Source organism: Enterobacter sp. ku-bf2, assembly GCF_001742765.1.
GTDB classification, from domain to species: Bacteria; Pseudomonadota; Gammaproteobacteria; order Enterobacterales; family Enterobacteriaceae; genus Enterobacter; species Enterobacter quasiroggenkampii.
In genome coordinates this window covers 118683-145506 of record NZ_MDVW01000023.1, presented here as the reverse complement: position 1 = coordinate 145506, position 26824 = coordinate 118683, and the positions used below count along the sequence as shown (strand labels likewise).

The window sequence follows — 26824 nt, the reverse complement described above, 5'->3', positions numbered from 1 at the left end:
ATCAGCATCGCGCTTATGACCCAAATCATTCCATCAGGCTTCGAGATTGCAGCCGAAGACAGCACTGAGTTCGTGCCTATGCGCGGCGTCGCCAATCGCCATTTGCAGACCATGCTGCCGCGGCTGATCCGCCGCAAGGTGCAATTCACCCCACACTGGCAGCGGCTAGACCTGCCAGACGGTGACTTTCTGGATCTCGCCTGGAGCGAAGCGCCTGATCAGGCTCGCCATAAGCCGCGGCTGGTGGTTTTTCACGGTCTGGAAGGCAGCCTGCACAGCCCGTATGCGCACGGGTTAATTGAGGCGGCCAAAGCGCGCGGCTGGCTCGGCGTGGTGATGCATTTTCGCGGCTGCAGCGGCGAACCGAATCGTCAGAAACGCATCTATCACTCGGGTGAAACCGAAGACGGCACGTGGTTTTTACACTGGCTGCGGGACAACTTCGGCACCGTACCCACCGCGGCCGTAGGCTACTCGCTGGGCGGCAATATGCTGGCCTGCCTGCTGGCTAAAGAGGGGGAAAGCGTCCCGCTGGATGCCGCCGTCATCGTCTCCGCCCCGTTCATGCTGGAGCAGTGCAGCTACCACATGGATAAAGGCTTTTCCCGCGTCTATCAGCGCTACCTGCTCAACCTGCTGAAGGCCAACGCGGCGCGTAAGCTGAAGGCCTACCCGGACACCCTCCCGGTCAGCCTGCGCCAGCTGAAAAAGGTACGCCGCATTCGCGAATTCGACGATCTGATCACCGCGAAAATTCACGGCTTCGCCGATGCGATTGACTATTATCGTCAGTGCAGCGCCATGCCGTTGCTCAGCAAGATCACGCAACCGACGCTGATCATTCATGCCAAAGATGACCCATTTATGGATCATCACTCGATTCCCGCTCAGGAATTCCTGCCCGACAACGTTCACTATCAGTTGACCGAGCACGGCGGCCACGTCGGGTTTATCGGCGGCACGCTGCGCCGCCCGAAAATGTGGCTTGAGACGCGTATTCCTGACTGGCTAACCCCTTATCTGGACGGTGCAACATGATTATTCCCTGGCAGGATCTGGCTCCCGAAACGCTCGATAATCTGATTGAAAGCTTTGTATTACGCGAAGGCACCGATTATGGTGAACAGGAACGCTCGCTTGAGCAAAAGGTCAACGATGTAAAGCGCCAGCTGAAAAGCGGCGACGTGGTGCTGGTGTGGTCAGAGCTGCATGAGACGGTCAATATCATGCCCCGCAACGCGTTTCACGGCTGATCTTCCACCCTTTTCAGTCAGGGAGTTGCTATGTCTGCCAGACATCCGGTTATTGCCGTTACGGGGTCAAGTGGTGCGGGAACCACCACCACCAGCCTCGCATTTCGCAAGATTTTCGCCCAGCTGAATCTCCGTGCGGCGGAGGTCGAAGGCGACAGCTTTCACCGCTACACGCGTCCGGAGATGGACATGGCCATCCGTAAGGCGCGCGATCTGGGAAAACACATCAGCTACTTCGGTCCGGAAGCCAATGACTTCGGCCTGCTGGAACAAACCTTTATTGAGTACGGTCAGAGCGGCAAAGGGCAGTCCCGCAAGTATCTGCATACCTATGATGAAGCCGTTCCCTGGAATCAGGTGCCGGGCACCTTTACCCCCTGGCAGCCCCTGCCGGAACCCACCGACGTGCTGTTTTACGAAGGATTACACGGCGGCGTGGTCACGCCGCAGCACGACGTGGCGCGCCACGTGGATCTGCTGGTTGGCGTGGTGCCTATCGTTAACCTGGAGTGGATCCAGAAGCTGACGCGTGACATGAGCGAGCGCGGCCATTCGCGAGAGGCGGTGATGGACTCGGTAGTGCGCTCCATGGAAGATTACATCAACTTCCTGACGCCGCAGTTCTCCCGCACCCATATCAACTTCCAGCGCGTGCCGACGGTGGATACCTCCAACCCGTTCGCGGCCAAAAGTATCCCATCCCTGGATGAGAGCTTTGTGGTGATCCATTTCCGCAATCTCGAAGGCATTGATTACCCCTGGCTGCTGGCGATGCTGCAGGGCTCGTTTATTTCTCACATGAATACATTGGTCGTACCGGGCGGAAAAATGGGGCTGGCGATGGAGCTCATCATGACGCCGCTGGTGGAGCGGTTGATGGAAGGAAAGCAGATTGCGTGACGTCTGTTGCCGGATGGCGCTTCGCTTATCCGGCCTACGTTCGTGCAGTTGTAGCTTTTGTAGGGCGGGTTAGCGAAGCGCCACCCGCCAAAAGATTAAGCCTCGATCACTTCATACGAATGGGTGATTTTTACCGCTTTCTCCAGCATTAACGCCACAGAGCAGTACTTCTCGGCAGACAGGTCCACCGCACGTGAAACCGCCGCGTCTTTCAGCGCTTTACCGGTGACCACAAAGTGCAGATTAATGTGGGTGAACAGGCGTGGCGCCTCTTCGCGACGTTCTGACGTGAGTTTCACCTCACAATCCGTCACGTCATGACGACCTTTTTGCAGAATCGACACCACGTCAATGGCGCTGCATCCCCCTGCCGCCATCAGCACCATTTCCATTGGGCTGGGCGCTTTATCGCCGGAGTTACCGTCCATTAAAATCTGGTGCCCTGACGCGGATTCGCCCAGGAACGTTAAACCTTCAACCCACTTCACGCGCGCTTGCATATTCTTAAACTCCAACGTTGCATTTTTGGTGACAGATTACGCGTGCGTTACATTTCTCGCAATGGAAGGCGACCTGCATCATGCTGAAGCGAGACACCAGGAGACACGCGGCGAAAGCTATGCTAAAACACTCAGGATGCTACAGTAATACATTGACGTTACACATGTATGCAGAGGACATCAAACTTTACTGGCTGCGAAACGTTACGGTAGCCGACTTCCCAGGGTATGGGTAAGAATTCGATTGCAACCCCAGAGTCCGGATGCATCTGATGACTCTGGTGACAGCTTATAACAGAGGATAACAGCGCATGGTGCTTGGCAAACCGCAAACAGACCCGACTCTCGAATGGTTCTTGTCTCATTGCCACATTCATAAGTACCCATCGAAGAGCACGCTGATTCACCAGGGTGAAAAAGCGGAAACGTTGTATTACATCGTTAAAGGCTCGGTGGCAGTGCTGATCAAAGATGAAGAAGGGAAAGAGATGATCCTTTCTTATCTGAACCAGGGCGATTTCATCGGTGAACTGGGCCTGTTTGAAGAGGGCCAGGAACGTAGCGCCTGGGTTCGTGCAAAGACAGCATGTGAAGTGGCTGAAATTTCTTACAAGAAGTTCCGTCAGCTGATTCAGGTTAACCCTGACATCCTGATGCGTCTCTCTTCCCAGATGGCGCGCCGCCTGCAGGTCACCTCAGAGAAAGTGGGCAACCTCGCCTTCCTGGACGTGACGGGCCGCATCGCACAAACTCTGCTGAACCTGGCGAAACAGCCGGACGCCATGACCCACCCGGACGGCATGCAAATTAAAATTACCCGTCAGGAAATTGGTCAGATCGTTGGTTGCTCCCGTGAAACAGTGGGCCGTATCCTGAAAATGCTGGAAGATCAAAACCTGATTTCCGCCCACGGTAAAACCATCGTGGTCTACGGAACGCGTTAATTCCGCTCAAACGGCGTGCCATCGCAAGGTGTCACGCCGTTTTTGTCTCTACTCCCCATGTGGCGCAGGCTGATCTATCACCCGGAAGTTAACTACGCACTGCGACAAACGCTGGTGTTGTGTCTTCCCGTGGCCATCGGCCTGATCCTCGGACATCTTCAGCAAGGCCTGCTGTTTTCCCTCGTGCCCGCCTGCTGCAACATCGCCGGTCTGGACACGCCGCATAAGCGCTTTTTCAAACGCCTGATTATTGGTGGCTGCCTGTTTGCCGGCTGTAGCCTCGCCGTACAGCTGTTACTGGCTCGTGATATCCCGCTGCCGCTGATCCTGACCGTGCTGGCGATGACGCTCGGCGTCACGGCGGAAATCAGTTCGCTGCACGCTCGCCTGCTTCCCGCGTCGCTGATTGCGGCCATCTTCACGCTGAGCCTCGCCGGGAATATGCCGGTGTGGGAGCCGCTGCTGATCTACGCCCTGGGGACACTGTGGTACGGGCTGTTCAACTGGTTCTGGTTCTGGCTGTGGCGGGAACAGCCGCTGCGCGAATCCCTGAGCCTGCTCTATGTGCAGCTAGCGGAGTACTGCGAAGCCAAATACACCCTGCTGACCCAGCATACCGATCCGGAAAAAGCCTTACCGCCGCTGCTGACGCGCCAGCAGAAGGTGGTGGATCTGATAAGCCAGTGCTATCAGCAGCTGCATATGCTCGCCGCCAACAAGAACCACGAGTACAAACGGCTGCTGCGCACCTTCCAGGTCGGGCTGGATCTGCAGGAGCATATCTCCGTGAGCCTGCACCATCCGCAGGAGGTGCAAAAGCTGGTCGAGCGCAGCCACGCCGAAGCGGTGATCCGCTGGAACGCGCAGACCGTTTCGGCACGTCTGCGGGTGCTGGCAGACGATATTCTTTACCACCGCTACCCCACGCGATTTAACATGGAAAAACAGCTCGGCGCGCTGGAGAAAATCGCCCGTCAGCATCCGGATAACCCGGTCGGCCAGTTTGCCGCCTGGCACTTCAGCCGCATCGCCCGCGTGCTGCGCACCCAGCGCCCGCTCTATCCGCGCGACCTGATGGCGGATAAACAAAAACGGCTGCCGTTATTACCCGCGCTCAGGAGCTATCTGTCGCTTAAATCGTCCGCCCTGCGCAACGCCGCACGAATTAGCGTGATGCTCAGTACCGCCAGCCTGATGGGCATGGCGCTGCATCTGCCGAAACCTTACTGGATCTTAATGACCGTGCTGTTTGTCACCCAGAACGGCTACGGCGCCACGCGGGTGCGTATTCTGCATCGGGCGGGCGGCACCATGGCCGGGCTGATCATTGCGGGCGTGACGCTGCACTTCCACGTGCCGGAAGGCTACACCCTGGCAGGGATGCTGGCGATCACGCTGGTGAGTTACCTGATTATCCGCAAAAACTACGGCTGGGCGATGGTGGGCTTCACGGTGACGGCGGTATACACCCTGCAGCTACTCACGCTCAATGGCGAACAGTTTATTGTCGCCAGGCTGATCGATACCCTGATCGGCTGCCTGATTGCCTTCGGCGGTATGGTCTGGCTCTGGCCGCAGTGGCAAAGCGGACTGCTCAGGCAGAACGCCCACGACGCGCTGGAAGCCGACCAGCAGGCCATTCGCCTGATCCTGAGCGACGACCCGCAGCCCTCCCCGCTGGCGTATCAGCGCATGAAGGTTAACCAGGCGCACAACGCCCTGTTTAACTCGCTCAACCAGGCGATGCAGGAGCCGGGCTTTAACTCACACTATCTGGCCGATATGAAGCTCTGGGTGACGCACAGCCAGTTTATCGTCGAGCACATTAACGCTATGACCACGCTGGCGCGCGAGCACACGATGCTCACGCCGGATCTGGCGCAGCGCTATTTGCAGTCGTGTGAAATTGCGTTGCAGCGGTGTCAGCAGCGTCTGGAGTATGACTCGCCGGGTGAGTCGGGGGATTCAAATATTCTGGAAGCGCCGGAAACGCTGACCCACGGCCCAATGAGCACCCTGGAACAGCATTTACAGCGCGTGCTGGGGCATCTGAACACCATGCACACCATTTCGTCGGTGGCATGGCGTCAGCGTCCGCATCATGGGGTTTGGTTAACGCGCGTGTTGAAACGAACGCCGTACTAATTCTGCTGGACGATCTTCGCAACCGCCGCGGCAAAGCGGGTTAATCCGTCTTCAATATCCTTATCTTCCACCACCAGCGACGGCGCAAAGCGCATGACGTCAGGCCCGGCGTTGAGCACCATCACCCCTTCGCGAGCGGCGGCGTGCAGGAAATCACGCGCGCGGCCCTTGTACTGCGGCTTCAGCTCAGCGCCAATCAGCAGCCCCATCCCACGGATCTCGCTGAACACGTCGTACTGCTCATCAATCTTTTTCAGGTGTTTCACAAACAGCTCGCGCTTCGCGCTAACGCCGTTCAACACCTCTGGTGTGTTGATGATGTCGAACGCGGCACCCGCCACGGCGCTCGCCAGCGGGTTACCGCCGTAGGTTGAGCCGTGAGAACCGACGTGGAACGCGGAGGCGATCTCCTGCGTCGTCAGGACCGCACTTACCGGGAATCCACCGCCGAGCGCTTTCGCGCTGGTCAGAATATCCGGCGTCACGCCGTAGTGCATATAGGCAAACAGGTCCCCGGTACGTCCCATTCCGCACTGCACTTCATCAAAGACCAGCAGCGCCTGATGTTCGTCGCACAGCGCGCGCAGCCCTTTCAGGAACTCCGGGGTTGCCGCGGTCACGCCGCCTTCCCCCTGAATAGGTTCCACCACCACCGCGCAGGTGTGATCGTCCATCACCGCTTTTACCGCGTGCAGATCGTTAAACGGCACGTGGACGATGTCGGCCGGTTTCGGGCCAAACCCGTCGGAATACTTCGGCTGGCCGCCAACGGAGACGGTAAAGAAGGAGCGCCCGTGGAAAGCGTTATGGAAGGCGATGATTTTGGTTTTATACGGGCTGTGGCGCGTAGTCGCGTAGTAGCGCGCCAGCTTAAAGGCGGTTTCGTTGGCTTCGGTGCCGGAGTTCATAAACAGCACGCGCTCGGCAAACGTGGCATCAATGATCTTGCGGCCCAGGCGCAGCGCCGGTTCGTTGGTGAACACGTTGCTGGTGTGCCACAGGGTTTCGCCCTGGGTTTTCAGCGCCTCCACCAGCGCGGGATGGCAATGACCCAGCGCCGTGACCGCAATTCCGCCCGCGAAATCCACATACTCTTTACCCTGCTGATCCCAGACGCGGCTGCCTTTCCCCTTCACAGGGATAAACTCAGCCGGTGCATAAATCGGCAGGATCACTTCATCAAATGTTGCGCGGGTAATTGCTGGTTGTTCAGTTGCCATGTCATGCCCATCCATTTTATGTCACATTGATTGTGAAAATATAATCACAAAATATGCATAAAAAATCACAACAAGGCAACAGATATTCAGCGATGGAGGAAATTTGCCAGCAGCGCGTGCCCCTGCTCGCTGAGGATACTTTCCGGATGGAACTGCACGCCTTCGAGATCCCATTCGCGATGGCGAATCCCCATGATCTCCTGCGTATCGCTCCAGGCGGTCACCTCAAAGCCGTCAGGCAGCGTCGGCGGGTCAATCACCAGCGAGTGGTAGCGCGTCACGGTTAACGGATTATTGAGCCCCGTGAACACCCCGGTGCCCGCGTGCGTAACCGGCGAGGTTTTACCGTGCATCACTTTGGCGGCCCGCACGATGGTAGCACCAAACGCCTGGGCAATCGCCTGATGACCCAGGCAGACGCCCAGGAGCGGCAGCCTGCCGGCATAGTGCTGGATAACCTCCAGCGAAATACCCGATTCCGACGGGGTGCAGGGGCCGGGTGAAATCACGATTTTCTGCGGAGCCAGCGTCTCGATATCGGCGAGCTCGATCTCGTCGTTGCGACGAACAACCACCTCTGCACCCAGTTCGCAAAAATACTGGTAAAGGTTCCAGGTGAAGGAATCGTAGTTATCAATCAGCAGAATCATGGCGGCTCCCGAAAAAAATGCCGCCCTATTCTACTCAGATTCCCGCGCTTCGCTCACTACTTTGGCAAAGATAGCGTTTAGCGCGGTTAAATCCCCCGTTGCGCCGCTGCGGTTAGCGGTCACCCACTGCTCAGGATCGATATCGCGCCAGTCCAGCGCGTAACCCGCGTGAAGCGCCAGTTGCTCGAAGAACACCCGTTGGGCAATGCCATTGCCGCGCATAAACGGGTGCAGCATGTTGATTTCGCAGTAATAGTGGCTAACCCGGTCAACAAACGCCGCTTTCTCAAGACCCACAAGATACTTTTCGCTTTCCAGCGCCGCCATCAGTTCATTCCCCATCTTCTCGATGTATTCGAAATGGCAGAAGGGAATATCCCCCTTGAAAATATCGTCGGTACGGAACTCCCCTGCCCGCTTCATCTCTCTGCGGTAGAGATGGCGGTGAATAAGGCACAGATGGGGTAACCCGGGCGCGGAAGGCCCAAGCTCCAGGGTCTCAATGTCGGGCTCCGATGGACCATTACCTTTCTCAAGGAGACAACTGGCCTGAAAGTTGACGCTACGCTGCTGCTCCCAGAGACGGGATTTTTGCTTGTCGGTGAGTTTTTTCACTTAACGCCTCCCTGAATAGTCCGTTTGCCACAAGTATAAGCAGCAAAACGCGCTTTCGCAGGGAGGGCGACATCACGCGGGCAGGAGAAGCCCGCGTTCAGAAGAATTACGGCAGAACTTTTGCGGAGAGGATCACGACAGGTTTTGACGGCACATTCTGGTACGGACCGACGTCGTGAGTAGGCACCTGAGAAATCTTGTCGGCGACGTCCATCCCTTTCACAATTTTACCGAAAACGGCATAGCCGAAGTCGCGCTGACCGTGGTCAAGGAAGGCGTTATCCGCCACGTTGAGGAAGAACTGGCTGGTCGCGCTGTCTTTGTCCGCGGTACGCGCCATAGAGATCGTGCCGCGCTTATTCAGCAGGCCGTTATCCGCTTCGTTTTTGATTGGCGGGTTCGGCTGTTTCTGCTGCATCTGCTCGTTGAAGCCGCCGCCCTGAATCATGAAGCCCGGGATCACGCGGTGGAAGGTGGTGTTGTTGTAGAAGCCGCTGTTCACATAGTCGAGGAAGTTTTTCACAGAAACCGGAGCTTTCTGGCTATTCAGTTCCAGCTCAATATTCCCGGCGGAGGTGGTCAGCAGAACGTGAGGGTCCCCTTTTGCTGCCAGCGCAGCAGGGGAAACGGCAGAAAGAGCAAACACAGCTGCGACAGCCGCCAGTGTTGATTTGAGCATGAGAATTCCTTAACAAAGCGCAGTATAAAAAGCGAATGGCTTGATTCTAAAGAGCAGTATGAACGGAGACCAGCCTTTTACCTAATTTTACGAAATTGAAACAGTTGTAACCACGCAAACGATTGGTTTTATCGCCTTTTTATGTGATCGTGATCACATAAAAACCTGCAATGAACTTCTAATTTCTCTTAAAAGATATGAATAGATCACTTTAATGTCTAAAATCTGCCCGCTCTCAGCGCCCAATGGGCGCTTTTCTTTTTCTGAACAGGCCAGACATGACTAACAGCAATCGCATCAAGCTCACATGGATCAGCTTCTTCTCCTACGCCCTGACCGGCGCGTTGGTGATCGTCACCGGGATGGTGATGGGGAATATCGCAGACTACTTCCAGCTGCCCGTTTCCAGCATGAGTAACACCTTCACCTTCCTCAACGCGGGGATCCTGATCTCTATCTTCCTGAATGCCTGGCTGATGGAAATCGTGCCGCTGAAAACCCAGCTTCGCTTCGGCTTTGTGCTGATGGTCGCCGCCGTGGCGGGGCTGATGCTGAGCCACAGCATCGCCCTGTTCTCTGCCGCCATGTTCGTGCTCGGCCTGGTTAGCGGGATCACCATGTCGATCGGTACGTTCCTGATTACCCATATGTATGAAGGCCGCCAGCGCGGCGCGCGCCTGCTGTTTACCGACTCCTTCTTCAGCATGGCCGGCATGATCTTCCCGATGGTCGCGGCCGTTCTGCTGGCCCGCAGCATTGAATGGTACTGGGTCTATGCCTGCATTGGGCTGGTCTACGTGGCGATCTTTATTCTGACCTTCGGCTGCGAGTTCCCGGTACTGGGCAAGAAAGCGCAAACCACGGCAGAGCCTGTGGCGAAAGAGAAATGGGGTATCGGCGTGCTGTTCCTCTCCATCGCCGCCTTGTGCTACATCCTGGGCCAGCTGGGCTTTATCTCCTGGGTACCGGAATACGCCAAAGGTCTGGGCATGAGCCTGAACGATGCGGGTAAACTGGTGAGCGATTTCTGGATGTCTTACATGTTCGGCATGTGGGCGTTTAGCTTCATCCTGCGCTTCTTCGACCTGCAGCGCATTCTGACCGTGCTGGCAGGTCTGGCGACCGTGCTGATGTATCTGTTCATCAACGGTTCCCCGGAACATATGCCGTGGTTCATTCTGACCCTGGGCTTCTTCTCCAGCGCGATCTACACCTCGATCATCACCCTGGGCTCTCTGCAGACCAAAGTGGCCTCGCCGAAGCTGGTTAACTTCGTTCTGACCTGCGGCACCATCGGCACTATGCTGACCTTCGTGGTGACGGGCCCGATCGTTGCCCACAGCGGCCCGCTGGCCGCGCTGCACACCGCGAACGGTCTGTACGCCGTGGTGTTCATCATGTGCTTCATCCTGGGCTTTGTGACCCGCCACCGCCAGCACAACGCGGCAGCGGCATCGCACTAAACCCTGCGCCCCTTTGCATTATGCAGAGGGGCTGTTTCTGGCGAAACTGACCTCTTCTCCTCCGGTATCCATCTGGATCCAGGTCTGCGCCAGTTGCGTGGTGGCGATAATCCGCCCCTGACGAATCGACCAGCGCACCGGCACCTGACAGCGCACCGCTTCAAACCCGCTCTCCGCAGGCAAAATAATCAGGTTTGCCGGGTTTCCCGTTTCAATACCGTAATCGCTCAGGCCGAAGGTACGGGCGCTGTTATGGGTGATCAGATTCAGACCATTGTCGATTTGCGGATAGCCCATCATCTGGCAGACGTGTAGCCCCATATGCAGCACCTGCAGCATATTGCCGGTGCCGAGCGGGTACCACGGGTCGAAGACATCGTCGTGACCAAAGCAGACGTTAATGCCCGCCTCCTGCAGCTCTTTCACGCGGGTGATGCCGCGACGCTTCGGATAGTCATCAAAGCGCCCCTGCAGGTGGATGTTGACCAGCGGGTTAGCAACGAAGTTAATCCCCGACATCTTCAGCAGACGGAAGAGCCGCGAGGTGTAAGCGCCGTTGTAGGAGTGCATGGCGGTGGTGTGGCTGGCCGTCACGCGCGGGCCGATGCCAGCCTCATACGCCAGCGCGGCCACCGTCTCGACAAACCGCGACTGTTCGTCGTCAATTTCATCGCAGTGGATATCCAGCGGTCGGTCATACTTCTTCGCCAGTTCAAAAGCGATGTGCAGCGACTGGACGCCATATTCCCGGGTAAATTCGAAGTGCGGGATCGCCCCCACCACGTCGGCCCCCAGTTTTAACGCCTCTTCCAGCAGCGCCGCGCCGTTCGGGTAAGAGAGAATACCTTCCTGCGGAAACGCGACGATTTGCAGCGTTACCCACGGCGCCACCTCCTGCTTCACCTCCAGCATCGCCTTCAGGGCGGTGAGCGTCGGGTCAGAGACATCCACATGGGTACGAACAAACTGGATGCCGTTAGCGATTTGCCACTTCAGCGTTTTCCAGGCGCGTGCTTTCACATCCTCATGGCTGAGCAACGCCTTGCGCTCCGCCCAGCGTTCAATGCCTTCGAACAACGTGCCGGACTGGTTCCAGTTCGGCTCCCCTGCCGTCTGGGTGGTATCAAGATGAATATGCGGCTCGATGAACGGCGGGAGAGCGAGACCACCGCGCGCGTTCAGTACCTCATAACTTTCGGCGTGGGTATCGTCCATGGGGGTGATGTCACCAAATCGCCCGTTCTCGATGGCAAGTTGCCACAGCCCATCCCGACCCGGTAAACGTACATTCTGAACAAGCCATAACGGTGATGTAGACATACCTTTCCCCTCATAAACGCAGCTGATATTCAGGCGTATCGATTTTTGCAAAACCGCCCCTGAGTTGTACACAAATTCAACGAACACGAAAAGCCTGCGATTTCCGCTACTTATAAAAATCCTGACAAATCAGTCATATACCACCTAAGGAGTAGGCGAAGACGTATTTGATTTGCATCAATAAGCGCCCCTGCTGAATCGTTAAGGTAGGCAATAATAGAAAAGAAATCGAGGCAATAATGAGCAAAGTCAGACTCGCTATCATCGGTAACGGTATGGTCGGCCACCGCTTTATTGAGGATCTTCTCGATAAGGCCGATGCTGAGCAGTTCGATATTACCGTGTTCTGTGAAGAACCCCGCAAGGCGTACGATCGTGTGCACTTGTCTTCCTACTTCTCCCATCATACCGCCGAAGAGCTCTCTCTGGTGCGCGAAGGTTTCTACGAGAAGCATGGCGTAAAAGTGCTGGTGGGCGAACGCGCTATCACCATCAACCGTCAGGAAAAAGTGATCCACTCCAGTGCTGGCCGTACGGTTTTTTACGACAAGCTGATCATGGCGACAGGCTCGTACCCGTGGATCCCGCCAATTAAAGGCTCGGAAACACAGGATTGCTTCGTTTACCGTACCATTGAAGATCTCAACGCTATCGAATCCTGTGCGCGTCGAAGCAAACGTGGTGCGGTGGTGGGCGGCGGCCTGCTGGGTCTGGAAGCGGCAGGCGCGCTGAAAAACCTCGGCGTGGAAACCCACGTCATCGAATTTGCCCCGATGCTGATGGCCGAACAGCTCGACCACATGGGCGGTGACCAGCTGCGTCGTAAAATCGAAAGCATGGGCGTGAAGGTTCACACCAGCAAGAACACCAAAGAGATCGTTCAGGAAGGGACTGAAGCGCGCAAAACCATGCGCTTTGCCGACGGTAGCGAGCTGGAGGTGGACTTCATCGTCTTCTCCACCGGTATTCGTCCGCGCGACAAGCTGGCGACCCAGTGCGGTCTGGCCGTCGCGCAGCGCGGCGGGATCATGATTAACGACACCTGCCAGACCTCCGATCCGGATATCTACGCCATCGGCGAATGCGCTAGCTGGAACAACCGCGTATACGGCCTGGTGGCGCCGGGCTACAAAATGGCGCAGGTCGCCGTGGATCATATCCTCGGCAGCGAAAACGCCTTCACCGGCGCAGACATGAGCGCCAAGCTGAAGCTGCTGGGCGTGGACGTAGGCGGTATTGGCGATGCGCACGGCCGCACCCCGAATTCCCGCAGCTACGTCTATCTGGACGAAAGCAAAGAGGTCTACAAAAGACTCATCGTCAGCCAGGACAACAAAACCCTGCTCGGCGCGGTGCTGGTGGGCGACACCAGCGACTTCGGTAACCTGCTCCAGCTGGTGCTCAACGCCATCGAGCTGCCGGAAAACCCGGATGCGCTGATCCTCCCGGCGCACGCCTCCAGCGGCAAGCCGTCCATCGGCGTGGATAAACTGCCGGACAGCGCGCAGATTTGCTCCTGCTTCGACGTGACCAAAGGCATGCTGATCTCCGCGATCAACAAAGGGTGCCACACCGTTGCGGCGCTGAAAGCGGAAACCAAAGCCGGTACTGGCTGCGGCGGCTGTATTCCGCTGGTCACTCAGGTGCTGAACGCCGAACTGGCGAAACAGGGCATCGAAGTGAACAACAACCTGTGCGAGCACTTCGCGTATTCTCGCCAGGAACTGTACCACCTGATCCGCGTGGAAGGCATTAAGTCCTTCGACGAACTGCTGGCGAAGCACGGCCAGGGCTACGGCTGTGAAGTGTGTAAACCGACCGTCGGCTCCCTGCTGGCCTCCTGCTGGAACGAGTACGTGCTCAAGCCCGAGCATACGCCGCTGCAGGACACCAACGACAACTTCCTGGCCAACATCCAGAAAGACGGCACCTACTCCGTGATTCCACGCTCGGCCGGTGGTGAAATCACGCCGGAAGGGCTGGTCGCGGTGGGCCGTATCGCACGTGAATTTAACCTCTACACCAAAATTACCGGCTCCCAGCGTATCGGCCTGTTTGGCGCGCAGAAGGACGACCTGCCGGAAATCTGGCGTCAGCTGATTGAAGCGGGCTTCGAAACCGGCCACGCGTACGCTAAAGCGCTGCGCATGGCGAAAACCTGCGTGGGCAGCACCTGGTGCCGCTACGGCGTCGGCGACAGCGTGGGCTTCGGCGTTGAGCTGGAAAACCGCTACAAAGGCATCCGTACCCCGCACAAAATGAAGTTCGGCGTCTCCGGCTGTACCCGCGAATGTGCGGAAGCGCAGGGTAAAGACGTGGGTATTATTGCCACCGAGAAAGGCTGGAACCTGTATGTGTGCGGCAACGGCGGGATGAAACCGCGCCATGCGGACCTGCTGGCGGCGGATCTCGATCGTGACACGCTGATTCAGTATCTCGACCGCTTCATGATGTTCTACATCCGTACCGCCGATAAGCTGACCCGTACCGCCTCCTGGCTCGATAACCTCGAGGGCGGCATCGACTACCTGAAATCGGTCATCATCGACGACAAGCTGGGCCTGAACGAACATCTGGAAGCGGAGATGGCGCGCCTGCGCGAGGCGGTGATCTGCGAGTGGACGGAAACCGTCAACACCCCGGCGGCGCAGACGCGCTTCAAACACTTTATCAACAGCACCCAGCGCGACCCGAACGTACAGGTTGTGCCGGAGCGCGAACAGCATCGTCCGGCGACGCCGTATGAACGTATTCCGGTCAAGCTGGTGGAGGAAAACGCATGAGCCAGTGGGTAAACATCTGCAATATTAACGACATTCTCCCCGCCACCGGCGTCTGTGCGCTGCTGGGCAGCGAGCAGGTGGCGATTTTCCGCCCTCGCCACGATGAACAGGTTTTTGCCATCAGCAATATCGACCCGTTCTTTGAGGCCAGCGTGCTCTCCCGCGGCCTGATTGCCGAGCACCAGGGTGAACTGTGGGTCGCCAGCCCGTTGAAAAAGCAGCGTTTCCGCTTAACCGACGGACTCTGCATGGAAGATGAAAGCTTCTCGGTCAAACACTACGACGTCCGCGTGAAGGACGGCGAGGTGCAGCTGAAAGCGTAACCCCTCGCCTTTTCAACAGGAAAGGCTTATGACCCCTTATGGGTAACGGCAGGAAAAACCGTATGTTCGGTACGATTCCTGCTGTTATCCTGACGTCAATTCTTCCCCCGCCATGAATGCTGTGAGGTAACGTCGTGGATCACCTGCCGATTTTTTGTCAATTACGCAACCGCGACTGCCTGCTCGTGGGCGGCGGCGACGTGGCCGAGCGCAAAGCGCGCCTGCTGTTAGAGGCTGGCGCCCGCCTGACCGTGAATGCCCTGTCCTTCGCCCCCCAGTTTGAGGTTTGGGCCCAGGAAGGGATGCTCACGCTGGAACAGGGCGCGTTTAATGAATCCCTGCTGGATACCTGCTGGCTGACCATTGCCGCGACGGATGACGATGAAGTGAACCAGCGCGTGAGCGACGCCTGCGAAGCACGCCGTATCTTCTGCAACGTGGTGGATGCGCCGAAAGAGGCCAGCTTTATCATGCCGTCGATTATCGACCGCTCGCCGCTGATGATTGCGGTCTCGTCCGGGGGACGTTCGCCGGTTCTCGCGCGTCTGCTGCGGGAAAAACTGGAAGCCCTGTTGCCCCAGCATCTTGGCCAGATTGCGCATTATGCCGGGCAGCTGCGTTCACGCGTGAAGCAAACCTTCGCGACCGTGGGCGAGCGCCGTCGCTTCTGGGAAAAATTCTTTGTGAACGACAGGCTGGCGCAGTCGCTGGCGAATCAGGACACCAAAGCCGTTGAAGAGACGACCGAACAGCTGCTGAGCGAACCGCTGGACCATCGCGGCGAAGTGGTGCTGGTGGGCGCAGGCCCCGGTGATGCGGGCTTGCTGACGCTGAAAGGGCTACAGCAGATCCAGCAGGCCGATATCGTGGTGTACGACCGTCTGGTGTCCGATGACATCATGAATCTGGTCCGTCGCGATGCCGACCGCGTCTTCGTGGGCAAACGGGCGGGCTACCACTGCGTGCCGCAGGAGGAGATCAACCAGATCCTGCTGCGCGAGGCGCAGAAAGGTAAACGCGTAGTGCGCCTTAAGGGCGGCGATCCGTTTATTTTTGGGCGCGGCGGCGAGGAGCTGGAAACTCTGTGTGACGCGGGCATTCCGTTCTCTGTCGTGCCCGGCATTACGGCGGCATCCGGCTGTTCAGCATACTCTGGCATTCCGCTGACCCATCGCGACTACGCTCAGAGCGTGCGTCTGGTGACGGGCCACCTGAAGACCGGCAGCGAGCTGGACTGGCATAACCTGGCCGCCGAAAAGCAGACGCTGGTGTTCTACATGGGGCTCAATCAGGCCGCCACGATTCAGGCGAAGCTGCTGGAGCACGGTATGAATGCGGATATGCCCGTCGCGCTGGTCGAAAACGGCACCGCCATTACGCAGCGCGTGGTGGATGGCGTGCTGACGCAGTTAGGCGAGCTGGCGCAGCAGGTTGAAAGCCCGGCGCTGATCGTGGTAGGTCGCGTGGTTGAACTGCGCGACAGGCTGAACTGGTTCTCGAATCACTAACGCATATTCTCCCTTCCTGGAGTAGTCCTTAAGCGGACTACTCCCCTCTTACGCCTACCGATAACATACCGCCCGCATAGTGGAACTTTTCCATTTATTCCCTCGTATTACATCCATTTTTTAGACAAGGAATGCATATGTTCAAACTGGCAAAAGCCGCCGTTCTGGTTGGCCTGTTATCGACGCTGACGGCCTGCACCGGTCACGTACAGAACACCAAAAATAATTGCAGCTACGATTATCTGCTGCACCCGGCGATCTCCATTTCGAAAATCATCGGTGGTTGCGGCCCGGCAGCGCAGCAGTAAGTGTTTTACAGGCGTAAAAAAACCGGGATGTCCCGGTTTTTTAGTTTTGGAGAGTGTGTTTTTTGTCGGGTGGCGGCTTTGCCTTACCCGACCTACACGATCCTGTAGGCCGGGTAAGCGTTAGCGCCACCCGGCAAAGCAGGCTTAAGGTTTACCCACAAACCCAATCGCTTCATACACCGCTTTCAGGGTTTCGGACGCGCGCGCGCTGGCTTTTTCCGCGCCCTCTTTCATCACTTTCTGCAGGAAAGCTTCGTCGTTACGGTAGCGGTGATAACGCTCCTGCAGCTCGGTCAGCATGCCGGAAACGGCATCTGCCACTTCGCCTTTCAGGTGGCCGTACATCTTGCCTTCGAAGTGTTTTTCCAGCTCAGGGATGCTCTGACCGGTGACGCCGGAGAGGATATCCAGCAGGTTTGAGACGCCCGCTTTGTTCTGCACGTCGTAGCGCACTACAGGCGGCTCGTCGGAATCGGTCACCGCGCGCTTGAGTTTTTTCACCACCGATTTCGGATCTTCCAGCAGGCCGATAACGTTGTTACGGTTATCGTCAGACTTGGACATCTTCTTGGTCGGCTCCAGCAGCGACATCACGCGCGCGCCGGACTTCGGAATGAAAGGCTCAGGCACTTTAAACACATCGCCGTAGATCGCGTTAAAGCGCTGGGCGATATCGCGGCTCAGCTCCAGGTGCTGCTTCTGGTCTTCACCCACCGGGACCTGGTTAGTCTGGTACAGCAGAATGTCTGCCGCCATCAGCACCGGATAGTCAAACAGACCGGCGTTGATGTTTTCTGAGTAGCGCGCGGATTTATCCTTGAACTGCGTCATGCGGCTCAGCTCGCCGAAATAGGTGTAGCAGTTCAGCGCCCAGCCCAGCTGCGCGTGCTCCGGCACGTGAGACTGAACGAAGATAGTGCTCTTCTCTGGATCAATACCGCAGGCCAGATACAGCGCCAGGGTGTCCAGCGTGGCTTTGCGCAGCTTCTCAGGATCCTGACGCGCGGTAATCGCATGGAGATCGACGATGCAATAAATGCAATGGTAGTCATCCTGCATGCTGACCCACTGACGTAACGCACCCATGTAGTTACCAATGGTCAATTCACCTGAAGGCTGTGCGCCACTAAAAACGATGGGCTTAGTCATTATTCAATTCCTGATGTTCACTGTGCGAAAGCCCGAGTGCGGGCAACAAATCTTTGAAGTGGTCGAAAACGACGTCCGGCTCACTCAGCGTGATGGCTTCACCGTAGTTGTAGCCATAGGTTAACCCCACGGAAGGACACCCGGCCGCGCGGGCAGCCAGAATATCATTGCGGGAATCGCCGACAAAGAGCAGCTCCGCAGGCGTTAAGGATAATTTTCCTGCCACCAGCAGCAGCGGTTCCGGATGAGGCTTTTTGTTTTGCACATCGTCGCCGCCCACAATCACGGAGAAATACTTCGCGATATCGAGCGCGTCGAGCAGCGGTGCGACAAACGGCGTGGGTTTGTTGGTCACCAGACCCAGCGGGATGCCCTTCGCGTGCAGCGCACTCAGCGTTTCCTGAACGTCCGGGAACAGGAAGCTGCCCTCCTCGACGGTCTCTTCATAGAAACGATCGAACAGTTTGCGCAGAATACGCAGCTGCTCTTCCTGCGGGATGTCCGCGTGATCGACGCTCGGTTTCCCCTGGGCGGAACGCTGTGACGCACGCTCCTGACGCGCCCACGTCAACGCGCGCGCCATCAGAACATCGGCGCCGTTGCCAATCCACGTGACGACACGCTCTTCACCCGCAACGGGGAGTTCAAGTGCATACAGCGCCTGGTCAACGGCGCTCGTTAAGCCCGGCGCGCTGTCAACCAGCGTGCCGTCGAGGTCGAATGCCACACCCCGAATAGCCTGTAATTTATCCATGACTTACCTTCGCCAGCTCGCGGCGCATTTCATCGATGACTTTTTTGTAATCCGGTTGGTCGAAAATGGCTGAACCGGCAACGAACATATCCGCGCCTGCCGCCGCAATTTCACCAATGTTATTCACTTTCACGCCGCCGTCCACTTCCAGACGAATATCGTAGCCTGACTCGTCAATACGACGGCGGACTTCACGCAGCTTATCCAGCGTGTGAGGAATGAATGACTGGCCGCCAAAGCCCGGGTTAACGGACATCAGCAGGATCACGTCCAGCTTGTCCATGACATAGTCGAGATAGCTCAGCGGCGTGGCCGGGTTAAACACCAGACCCGCTTTACAGCCGTTCTCTTTGATCAGCTGCAGCGTGCGATCCACATGTTCAGAGGCTTCCGGATGGAAGGTGATGATACTGGCACCCGCCGCGGCGAAGTCAGGCACGATGCGATCAACCGGTTTCACCATCAGGTGAACGTCGATCGGGGCGGTAATGCCATAGTTGCGCAGCGCCTTGAGCACCATTGGACCGATGGTCAGGTTTGGAACGTAGTGGTTATCCATCACGTCGAAATGGACGACATCCGCGCCAGCCGCCAGTGCGTTGGCAGTGTCTTCACCCAGGCGGGCAAAATCGGCCGACAGAATTGAGGGAGCAATCAAAAACTGTTTCATCCGCTTCTCCTTGAAATGTGTTTACCGGCGGGCAAAACGGCTCAGGGGCGATAAAGAGCCAGGAGTTCGTCCACCTTTTTACGTGTGCCGCCGTTGCTGCTAATGCTACGCCGCACCTTAACCTGAAAATGCTTCGCGGCTTTGTACCATTCGCGCGTATCAGGCGTGTCGTGATTCGAAATTAACACCGGAATTCTTTTGCTGACCAGCTTTTCCGCCATCTCCGCCAGGCGCGCCTGCTCGGCAGGGCTGAAGCTGTTAGTGTGATAGGCGGTGAAGTTCGCCGTCGCAGACAGCGGCGCGTATGGCGGGTCGCAGTAAACCACCGAATTGACGCCAGCCAGCTCCATACACTCTTCATAGGAGAGGCAATGGAACTCCGCGTTCTGTGCTTTTTCGGCAAAGTGATACAGCTCGTCCTGTGGGAAATACGGGCGCTTATAGCGGCCAAAAGGCACGTTAAATTCCCCACGAAGATTATACCGGCACAGGCCGTTGTAACCATGCCGGTTGAGATAGAGGAACAGCAGGGCTCTGCGGAACGGATCCTGGCTTTGGTTAAACTCCGCGCGGAACTGGTAGTAAACGTCCGGGTTATTGTTCTCGGGCGTAAACAGTTTGCGCGCCTCGGCGACATACTCATCGGTACGCAGCTTAACGATGTTATAGAGGCTGATAAGGTCGCTGTTGATATCCGCCAGGATATAACGAGAAAAATCGGTGTTGAGAAACACCGACCCCGCACCCACGAAAGGTTCGATAAGGCACTCGCCTTTAGGCAGGTGCTTTTTAATATCATCGAGCAGGGGGTATTTCCCCCCTGCCCATTTCAGAAAAGCGCGATTTTTTTTCATGCTGACTAACTGATTACACCTTCTCCGGCTGTGGAGAAAGCTCCGACAGCATCCTGCGCTTTAAACATTACTTCAGATCGGCCTGAACCTGATGAATCGGCTTCGCCCATGGGTTCTTCGCCTGAACGTCAGCTGGCAGCGCCGCTACGGCACGTTTTGCTTCATCTTTGGACGAATAAACACCGCTCACCAGCACATACCACGGCTGACCGTTACGGGTCGTCTGATAAACAACGTAGTTTTTCAGATTTGATTTCTTCGCCCAACTGTTGAGGTTGTCATAGTTGGACGAACTGCTCAGCTGCAGCGTGTAGTTGCTGGATGGCGCTGATTTCAGCGATCCAACGTTGCCTGCCGTTTTACCTGCCGCGCTGCTGGAGGCTGTTGCCGTCGCTGCTGGCGCCGCTGTGGCAGCCGGTGCCGTGGTGGTCGCCGTGGCTTTCGGCGCAGTCTGCGTGACGGGCGCTTTAGCAGGCTCGCTCACTGCAGCCGTTTCAGTGTGTTTCGGCTGCGCCGGAACAGCTTTCACTTGAGGCGCTTTCACCACTGCCTGAGGTTTGGTTTCACGCTTAGGCTCAATCACCGCCTGCTTACGTTCAGGACGTGTCGCAGTCTGCGTCTGGCGCGGCTTGGTTTCCGTCGCAGCCGTTTGCGGCTGAGCGTTACCACCGCGAACCGGGGCAACGGTTGCAGGTTCAGTTGGCAGCGTAGAGTTAACCACGACGTTATCAACCTGCTGCTGGTTCTGCGGCTGCGTCAGCGCATTATTCAGGTCTCCCTGAACTTCCACACGCTGCTGACCTTCAGGCGCAGCAGATGCCTGACCCTGAGCAGGGGTTGAAGAAACAGGCGGCAGAGAAACATCCTGCGGCGCTGTGGTGTTCCCTGCGGTCTGCTCAGCAGAAGTGGCACCCGGCGCTGGCTGTGCACCATTCGCCTGGTCGGACGCATCGTTACCGGAAAGGTTGATGCTCTTCTCAGCGGAAGCCGTTTGCTCGGTTGTGTTCGTTGACGGTGCTTTAAGCGCGGAGCCAATGCCGACAATCAGCAGCACAAGCACCAGAACGCCAAGGCCCATCATAATATACTGGCGGGAAGCCGGTTTTGGCGCAGCGGCTTTTTTACGTTTACGCGGGCGACGCTCTACAGGCTGTTCGTCCATTGAATCTTCTTCGGACTCATAATCCTCTTCTGCTCGCTCTTCGTGCGCGTTGCGGCTGCGCGAAGGACGACGATCGTCTGCATCCAGATCAACATCGTCAAAGTTGATCTGCGGCTCGTTATCACGTTCTGAAGATTGACGAGAACGACCAGTACGACGATCGCTGGGATCGGGTTTCAGCTCGTCTTCTGGTTTGAATTCATCCATTTAACACCCCACTCAAAGGCTTATGCCAACGACTTTGCATTTCACCTGAAGCTAAACGACCACCTGCGACAGTGGCCTGACCTTTCTAGTTGTTACGCCTGCTGACAGTCAGCGATAGCGCCAAGAACGACATCGTGCGGCACTCCGCCGCGTACTTCACTCTTCCCTATTGCAAGCGGGAGTACAAGACGCATCTCACCTGCCAATACTTTTTTATCGCGCATCATGTGGGGTAAATACGCTTGCGCCGACATCTCCTGCGGCCCGGTCACCGGCAAACCAGCACGCTCAAGCAGCGCAATGATACGTGCCGTCTCTTCCGGTTTGAACTGTCCGAGACGTTCAGAGGTGCGGGCAGCCATCACCATGCCGGCCGCGACGGCTTCACCGTGCAGCCAGTTGCCGTAGCCCATTTCGGCTTCAATCGCGTGGCCAAACGTATGCCCAAGATTCAGTAAAGCACGTAAGCCCGTTTCACGCTCGTCTGCGGCAACAACTTCTGCTTTCAGCTCACAGCAACGACGAATGCAGTATGCCAGTTTAGCCTCATCGAGGCCCAGCAACGCATCCATATTCTCTTCAAGCCAGCTAAAGAACTCACCGTCCAGAATAATGCCGTATTTGATCACTTCCGCCAGACCCGAAGCCATTTCGCGCTTCGGCAGCGTTTTCAGACAGTCGAGATCCACCACCACCGATGCGGGCTGGTAGAACGCGCCAATCATGTTTTTACCGAGCGGATGGTTCACTGCCGTTTTGCCACCGACAGAGGAGTCGACCTGGGACAGCAACGTGGTTGGGATTTGAATAAAACGGACGCCACGCTGATAGCTTGCGGCCGCAAAGCCGGTCAGATCGCCCACAACACCGCCGCCCAGGGCAAGCAGTGTTGTATCGCGACCATGCGGTTTTTGCAGCAATGCGGTAAAGACGGTATCCAGTACCGTCAGGCTTTTATACTGCTCGCCATCGGGGAGAATCACACTGTCGACTTTTACGCCCGCCTGCTCAAGCAGGTGGCGCACACGGTCGAGATAAAGCGGAGCCAGCGTCTCATTGGTGACCAGCATCGCCTGATCACCCGCTTTCAGTGGTAAAAAGGAAGCTGGGTCGTTAAACAAACCAGCCGCGATGGTGATAGGGTAACTACGTTCCCCGAGAGTAACTGTAATCCTCTCCATGACGCGACATCCACCTTTAATGCTTTTACCCGCAGGCGAGTGTATATAAAGCCAGAATCAGTTGCTTTCCAGCATATGAATAATCTGGTTTGCAACCACTTTAGCGCTCTGGTCGTCAGTACGAATGGTCACATCAGCAATCTCTTCATACAGCGGATTGCGTTCATCGGCCAACGCTTCCAGAACTTCGCGTGGTGGCGTTTCAACCTGCAGCAGCGGGCGCTTTTTATCGCGCTGCGTACGTGCCAGCTGTTTCTCAATGGTCGTCTCAAGATAGACCACTACGCCACGGGCGGAGAGACGGTTGCGGGTTTCGCGAGATTTCACAGAGCCGCCGCCTGTTGCCAGAACGATGCCCTGTTTTTCCGTGAGTTCGTTGATCACTTTTTCTTCTCGGTCACGGAAACCTTCTTCGCCTTCTACGTCGAAAACCCAGCCCACATCAGCTCCGGTTCGTTTCTCAATCTCTTGATCAGAATCGTAAAATTCCATATTGAGTTGTTGAGCTAACTGACGCCCAATAGTGCTTTTGCCGGCACCCATAGGCCCAACCAGAAAGATATTGCGTTTCTCTGCCATTTTATCGGTACTACTAAGACTATTCGTTAATGGTAATCCCCGCTTCGCAGACACCCGGCGTAGCAGGACATGAACTGAAACCTCATATGCAATAGAGCGAGAGTCAGACTAAAAATTATCTCAATACTCCGGCTTGTTTGGCAACTGATTAAATCACCGCGCCGGGCGCATAAGGTAATAAGACGTAAGTCCAACTCAAATCGGTACTCCTTGTATGCTAATTCATGCCCCACGTCAAACATCTGCAACAAACTGAATGCAAAATCATTGCGGTGATCGTTACCCGTCAGCGAATACCGACCAGACGTGGTGTAATAAACACCACTAATTCACGCCGTTCGTTGTCTTTCCCGTCATGACGAAAAAGCGACCCAATCCAGGGGATGCTTCCCAGACCGGGTACGCTGTCACTGCCGGTTTTGTTCTTCTGGGAAAAAATTCCGCCCAACGCCAGCGTTTCTCCACTTTTTACCTCCACCTGGGTTTCTATCTCCTGCTTGTCGATAGCCAGCGTTTCGCCATCGGCCTGCTGCAGAACCTGTCCCGGCATATTTTCGCTGATGTGTAGTTTCAGGCGCACGCGTCCCCCCGGTAAGACCACCGGTGTGACCTCCATTCCGAGTACCGCCTCTTTAAACTCAACGGAGGTGGCGCCGCTTTCCCCGCTTGAGACCTGATACGGAATTTCGCTGCCCTGCTTGATACTGGCCGGTTGCCCGTGCGAGGCCAGCAGCCGCGGGCTGGCGATGATATCGACCTGCTGTTTTTGCTCCAGCGCTGAGAGCTCCAGATCCAGCAGCCGACCATTGATCCTCCCGATATTAAAACCCACGTGGCTGGTAGCGCTGGCGACGGAAAGATCGCTGCCCAGCGTCGTCAGTCGTCCAACCTTGCCCGCGTCGGTCGCGTCGGCGAGATTCCACTTCACCCCAAGCTCACGCAGGCTTTTTTCGTTAATGGTCACAATATGCGCCGCCAGCTCGACCTGATCGATGGGAATATCCATCTGGGCGGCCCAGCGCTGCAGCGTTTCCACCACCGTCTGGTTATCGCGGATCAGCAGACGGTTGGTACGCGTGTCGACAGACAAACTCCCCTTTGGGCTCAGGAGTTTTTCCGCGGCTTTTTGCAGCTCCCCGGCGTCGGCATAGGAAAAGGGAATGCCCTGAGTGACCAGCGGGGCATCAAGCTGTCGGCGCGCCTGTTCCTGCTCTGTACGCTCCCGCTGCTCACGCTGCCAGGCCGCGGTATGCACATAAAAAATGCCGCCTTCCTCGCGCAAGACGAGTCCGGCACTGGTGACAACCGTCCGTAACGCCTGCCGCCAGGGGACACGCGTCAGGTTTAGCGAAAGCGTGCCGCTGACATCAGGCGATACCACCAGATTACGATTCTCCTGTGCGACCAGGGCCTGTAACACCTGAACCACAGGAACGTCATCCACCACCAGCGTGACCGGTTTTGGCTCGGCGGCCCACAGGGGATGGCTGAACGCCAGCAGCCACAGCATTATCCGTAAATTCATTTTTGTCCGTTCCTTCTCGTTGCCACGTCCATTTTCCCGGGTCACAGGTGTCACCCACATCAACTGCCAGCTCCGCTGCATTGATGGCTGTTATCCTCCAGCCTGACGGGAAGCGCTCATGCGTTTTCAGCCGGTACCAGCGCTTTTGCCCATCCTGTAAAATGCCGATAGTCTCCTGCCCTTCCACCATGCCGCGAAAGTGCCACTGCGCCAGCTCGCCAATGGCGCAAGGATCGTCCGGGGGACGAAACGGATCGCGCATACCGGTTAATAGCAGCACTGAGCAAACCAGCAAAAATCGCGCGCTATTTCGCATGTTCCAGCTCCAGCCGCAGGCGTAACGCCGAACCTTGTGGCGAAATCGTGAAAGCCGCGATCTGCACATCCTGCTGTGCCAGCCGGGAAAAAAGCTCAGGAATGGCCTGCCACTCCGCATCCAGCGCCAGCTCCCCTCCATTTTGCAGCGGCTTCCAGTGAACCAGCGTCGTGTTATCGCCCTGAAAATCGAGGGGGGAGAACGACGTCAGCGCCTGTGCTTTTACAGCGTCCGGACGAAACGGCACCTTTCTGACGGCAGGCCATAACGCCGCGTTCGTCCTCACATCTTCAATCAGCTGGCGTTGTTGTTCAGCACACTGCTTGTCTACCGGTCTGAGCAATGTCCCCCACGCGACCAGTCCTGCCAGGAGACTCCCCAGGCACCAGCAGAGTACCCGATGCCGGGGACGGCTTTCGCACCAGCGTTCTACCAGGGTATCCACGCGTTACTCCTCGCTTTTGAGATGAAGCGTAAACAGCCAGTGCCCCCGGCTATCCTGCCGAAGCTCGCCCGCCGTCCCGGACGTAAAGCCCGCGAGTTGTCCCAGCCCATCGCGCAGGACAGAGAGGGCCGGCAGGGTGATGGCATAACCGGTCAATATCAGCGCAGGCGGCTGATAGCGCAGCTCTGTCAGCCAGACCTGTGCCGGAATGTCGCTGGAAAGGGATTCCAGCACCGGTTGCCATGCGCGTCGTTGCAGGGTCTGCACGGGCATTTGCGCCTGTGCGGTCAGTCTTTGTCGGGCGACAAGCGCGTGCTGCACGGACTGCATTCCCGTCAGATCCGTTTGCAGCGCGCGCAGCCTCACGAGCTGGTTCATCCGCAGACAGAAAAAGACCACGAACAGCAACAGCACTGTGCCGACACACATTGCGCCCCAGAAACGCAGGCATCGCGTGCGCCGTTGCTGTCGCCAGGGCAGAAAGTTCAGGATGCTCATTCGGGCACCTCGCTCATGGCCAACGCCAGCGCGACGGTATAATCAGCGCCACATTCCGGCAGCGGAGCCTGGCAGCGTGCCAGGATTTCCCACGGATCACGTCGGCGATCAAACAGCGCGATATCATTCGGCCCCAGGGCCAGCAGCGCCGCCAGTTCGGCCACGTTTTCTGCTTCAGTAGTTAAGCGGCGTCCCCACTGGTGGCGCATCGCCCAGAGCCACTGCCGATCGTCCCGCCAGGCGACGCACTGCGCCGGTGCCAGCGCAGGAAGAAGATTCGTCAGCGCGCTGGCATCCGGGGTAATGGTCACCAGCCGCAAACGCAGCGTTTTCGCCAGCGCCAGAAGGATGTCGACCTCGTTGTTTTGTGCGGCCGTCACGTGAAAGGTATTGCTGAAAGTATCCTGCGCGTAATCGAAACAGAGCGTATCGGCAGACATCTCCAGTTCACGGGCGAGCGCGGCGCCAAGCCATGAGAGCTGATCGCTGTCGCGCAGCGCAACGGTTGGACGGGGAAGTGACCGCTGCAGGGTGCGTGCTGCCGGGAAAGAGAGGAACACCCGATGGGCGTGCGGCAGCGTTTTTCGCCAGTCGCGTAACGCATCAACCAGCTGTTCTGGCTGACAAATTTTGCCGTCACGAATGATGTCTTTGGCCAGCGGGATTGCCCACCAGCGCCGCAGGCGCCAGCAGGACTTCTCCCGGGCCAGCGCCACGATCAGCACCCTATCCTGTTGAATATGAACGCCCGTTTGCCATGTTTTGAAGGCCATGCTTCACGATCTCCTTATCGCCCGTCGCCCTGACGGCTATATCAATGAATCAGGCTTGCCTTTATACTACCGCGCGATTGTTTAGAAACTGCCCAAGTGA

General features: G+C 57.0%; 28 protein-coding genes. 10 read left to right on the top strand and 18 right to left on the bottom strand.

The window, feature by feature from the left end:
- Positions 1-15 precede the first annotated feature (15 nt).
- The 3 genes from BFG58_RS22060 to BFG58_RS22050 are packed head-to-tail and all read left to right on the top strand — an operon-like array spanning position 16 to position 2153.
- Entirely contained in the window at positions 16-1038 is a 1023-nt protein-coding gene (locus BFG58_RS22060) for a hydrolase (protein WP_045909321.1), read from the top strand.
- Positions 1035-1253 carry a YheU family protein gene (locus BFG58_RS22055; protein ID WP_008503016.1) on the top strand — a complete coding sequence of 73 codons (219 nt, stop codon included), beginning with the start codon at positions 1035-1037 and terminating at the stop codon, positions 1251-1253. Before BFG58_RS22060 ends, BFG58_RS22055 begins: the two co-directional genes overlap by 4 nt.
- A 30-nt stretch (positions 1254-1283) precedes the next feature.
- Entirely contained in the window at positions 1284-2153 is an 870-nt protein-coding gene (locus BFG58_RS22050; protein ID WP_008503017.1) for a phosphoribulokinase, read from the top strand.
- Between the two features lie 95 nt (positions 2154-2248).
- On the opposite strand, the gene BFG58_RS22045 is transcribed toward BFG58_RS22050, so the two are convergent.
- A complete protein-coding gene (locus tag BFG58_RS22045; protein WP_014885509.1) occupies positions 2249-2653 on the bottom strand; it encodes an OsmC family protein in 405 nt (134 codons plus the stop codon).
- A gap of 311 nt (positions 2654-2964) precedes the next feature.
- Here BFG58_RS22045 and crp point away from each other — a divergent pair, with 311 nt between their 5' ends.
- Positions 2965-3597, top strand: a complete 633-nt coding sequence (gene crp, locus BFG58_RS22040; protein WP_000242758.1) for a cAMP-activated global transcriptional regulator CRP — start codon at positions 2965-2967, stop codon at positions 3595-3597.
- Between the two features lie 57 nt (positions 3598-3654).
- The gene (locus tag BFG58_RS22035) at positions 3655-5742 is read left to right on the top strand and encodes a YccS/YhfK family putative transporter (protein WP_045909322.1); all 2088 of its coding nucleotides are present in this window, start codon (positions 3655-3657) and stop codon (positions 5740-5742) included.
- Here BFG58_RS22035 and BFG58_RS22030 read toward each other — a convergent pair.
- From BFG58_RS22030 to ppiA, 4 genes are all read right to left on the bottom strand, one after another.
- A complete protein-coding gene (locus tag BFG58_RS22030) occupies positions 5739-6962 on the bottom strand; it encodes an aspartate aminotransferase family protein (RefSeq protein ID WP_175430186.1) in 1224 nt (407 codons plus the stop codon). The two genes, BFG58_RS22035 and BFG58_RS22030, sit on opposite strands and share 4 nt — an antisense overlap.
- Positions 6963-7048: 86 nt before the next feature.
- The gene (gene pabA, locus BFG58_RS22025) at positions 7049-7612 is read right to left on the bottom strand and encodes an aminodeoxychorismate synthase component 2 (protein WP_069720577.1); all 564 of its coding nucleotides are present in this window, start codon (positions 7610-7612) and stop codon (positions 7049-7051) included.
- A 30-nt stretch (positions 7613-7642) separates the two neighbouring features.
- Positions 7643-8227: a putative adenosine monophosphate-protein transferase Fic gene (locus BFG58_RS22020; RefSeq protein ID WP_048027677.1), complete on the bottom strand. Its 585-nt coding sequence runs from the start codon at positions 8225-8227 to the stop codon at positions 7643-7645.
- Positions 8228-8333: 106 nt separating this feature from the next.
- Positions 8334-8906: a peptidylprolyl isomerase A gene (gene ppiA / locus BFG58_RS22015; protein WP_014885514.1), complete on the bottom strand. Its 573-nt coding sequence runs from the start codon at positions 8904-8906 to the stop codon at positions 8334-8336.
- A gap of 278 nt (positions 8907-9184) precedes the next feature.
- On the opposite strand from ppiA, the gene tsgA reads away from it, so the two are divergent.
- Complete coding sequence (gene tsgA / locus BFG58_RS22010; RefSeq protein WP_021242206.1) at positions 9185-10369, top strand: MFS transporter TsgA; 1185 nt, start codon at positions 9185-9187, stop codon at positions 10367-10369.
- An 18-nt stretch (positions 10370-10387) separates the two neighbouring features.
- On the opposite strand, the gene BFG58_RS22005 is transcribed toward tsgA, so the two are convergent.
- Positions 10388-11689, bottom strand: a complete 1302-nt coding sequence (locus tag BFG58_RS22005) for a cytosine deaminase (protein ID WP_069720584.1) — start codon at positions 11687-11689, stop codon at positions 10388-10390.
- A 239-nt stretch (positions 11690-11928) separates the two neighbouring features.
- Here BFG58_RS22005 and nirB point away from each other — a divergent pair, with 239 nt between their 5' ends.
- The 4 genes from nirB (at position 11929) to BFG58_RS21985 (ending at position 16611) form a co-directional block, all read left to right on the top strand.
- Complete coding sequence (gene nirB / locus BFG58_RS22000) at positions 11929-14472, top strand: nitrite reductase large subunit NirB (protein WP_069720576.1); 2544 nt, start codon at positions 11929-11931, stop codon at positions 14470-14472.
- Positions 14469-14795: a nitrite reductase small subunit NirD gene (gene nirD, locus BFG58_RS21995; RefSeq protein ID WP_045909328.1), complete on the top strand. Its 327-nt coding sequence runs from the start codon at positions 14469-14471 to the stop codon at positions 14793-14795. Before nirB ends, nirD begins: the two co-directional genes overlap by 4 nt.
- Positions 14796-14929: 134 nt before the next feature.
- Positions 14930-16303: a siroheme synthase CysG gene (cysG, locus tag BFG58_RS21990; protein WP_008503028.1), complete on the top strand. Its 1374-nt coding sequence runs from the start codon at positions 14930-14932 to the stop codon at positions 16301-16303.
- Positions 16304-16440: 137 nt separating this feature from the next.
- Positions 16441-16611, top strand: a complete 171-nt coding sequence (locus tag BFG58_RS21985) for a YhfL family protein (RefSeq protein WP_008503029.1) — start codon at positions 16441-16443, stop codon at positions 16609-16611.
- A gap of 144 nt (positions 16612-16755) precedes the next feature.
- Here the strand turns inward: BFG58_RS21985 and trpS are convergent, their stop codons facing one another.
- From trpS to pilM, 12 genes are all read right to left on the bottom strand, one after another.
- Positions 16756-17760, bottom strand: coding sequence for a tryptophan--tRNA ligase (gene trpS / locus BFG58_RS21980; protein ID WP_045333928.1), 1005 nt, complete (start codon positions 17758-17760; stop codon positions 16756-16758).
- Positions 17753-18514 carry a phosphoglycolate phosphatase gene (gene gph, locus BFG58_RS21975; protein WP_021242202.1) on the bottom strand — a complete coding sequence of 254 codons (762 nt, stop codon included), beginning with the start codon at positions 18512-18514 and terminating at the stop codon, positions 17753-17755. Before gph ends, trpS begins: the two co-directional genes overlap by 8 nt.
- The gene (rpe, locus tag BFG58_RS21970) at positions 18507-19184 is read right to left on the bottom strand and encodes a ribulose-phosphate 3-epimerase (protein ID WP_008503032.1); all 678 of its coding nucleotides are present in this window, start codon (positions 19182-19184) and stop codon (positions 18507-18509) included. Before rpe ends, gph begins: the two co-directional genes overlap by 8 nt.
- Before the next feature lie 41 nt (positions 19185-19225).
- On the bottom strand, positions 19226-20038 hold the full coding sequence (gene dam / locus BFG58_RS21965) for an adenine-specific DNA-methyltransferase (protein ID WP_045909331.1): 813 nt from the start codon (positions 20036-20038) through the stop codon (positions 19226-19228).
- A 67-nt stretch (positions 20039-20105) separates the two neighbouring features.
- Positions 20106-21407, bottom strand: coding sequence for a cell division protein DamX (gene damX / locus BFG58_RS21960; protein WP_069720575.1), 1302 nt, complete (start codon positions 21405-21407; stop codon positions 20106-20108).
- A 92-nt stretch (positions 21408-21499) separates the two neighbouring features.
- Positions 21500-22588: a 3-dehydroquinate synthase gene (gene aroB / locus BFG58_RS21955; protein ID WP_069720574.1), complete on the bottom strand. Its 1089-nt coding sequence runs from the start codon at positions 22586-22588 to the stop codon at positions 21500-21502.
- 57 nt (positions 22589-22645) lie between these two features.
- A complete protein-coding gene (gene aroK / locus BFG58_RS21950; RefSeq protein ID WP_003861630.1) occupies positions 22646-23167 on the bottom strand; it encodes a shikimate kinase AroK in 522 nt (173 codons plus the stop codon).
- Between the two features lie 286 nt (positions 23168-23453).
- Positions 23454-24692, bottom strand: a complete 1239-nt coding sequence (gene hofQ / locus BFG58_RS21945; RefSeq protein ID WP_069720573.1) for a DNA uptake porin HofQ — start codon at positions 24690-24692, stop codon at positions 23454-23456.
- Complete coding sequence (locus tag BFG58_RS21940; RefSeq protein ID WP_048226373.1) at positions 24604-25008, bottom strand: HofP DNA utilization family protein; 405 nt, start codon at positions 25006-25008, stop codon at positions 24604-24606. Before BFG58_RS21940 ends, hofQ begins: the two co-directional genes overlap by 89 nt.
- Positions 24998-25453: a HofO gene (locus BFG58_RS21935; RefSeq protein WP_069720572.1), complete on the bottom strand. Its 456-nt coding sequence runs from the start codon at positions 25451-25453 to the stop codon at positions 24998-25000. Before BFG58_RS21935 ends, BFG58_RS21940 begins: the two co-directional genes overlap by 11 nt.
- A 3-nt stretch (positions 25454-25456) precedes the next feature.
- Positions 25457-25951 carry a PilN domain-containing protein gene (locus BFG58_RS21930; protein WP_069720571.1) on the bottom strand — a complete coding sequence of 165 codons (495 nt, stop codon included), beginning with the start codon at positions 25949-25951 and terminating at the stop codon, positions 25457-25459.
- Positions 25948-26724, bottom strand: coding sequence for a pilus assembly protein PilM (gene pilM, locus BFG58_RS21925; RefSeq protein ID WP_069720570.1), 777 nt, complete (start codon positions 26722-26724; stop codon positions 25948-25950). Before pilM ends, BFG58_RS21930 begins: the two co-directional genes overlap by 4 nt.
- Between the last annotated feature and the right edge of the window lie 100 nt (positions 26725-26824).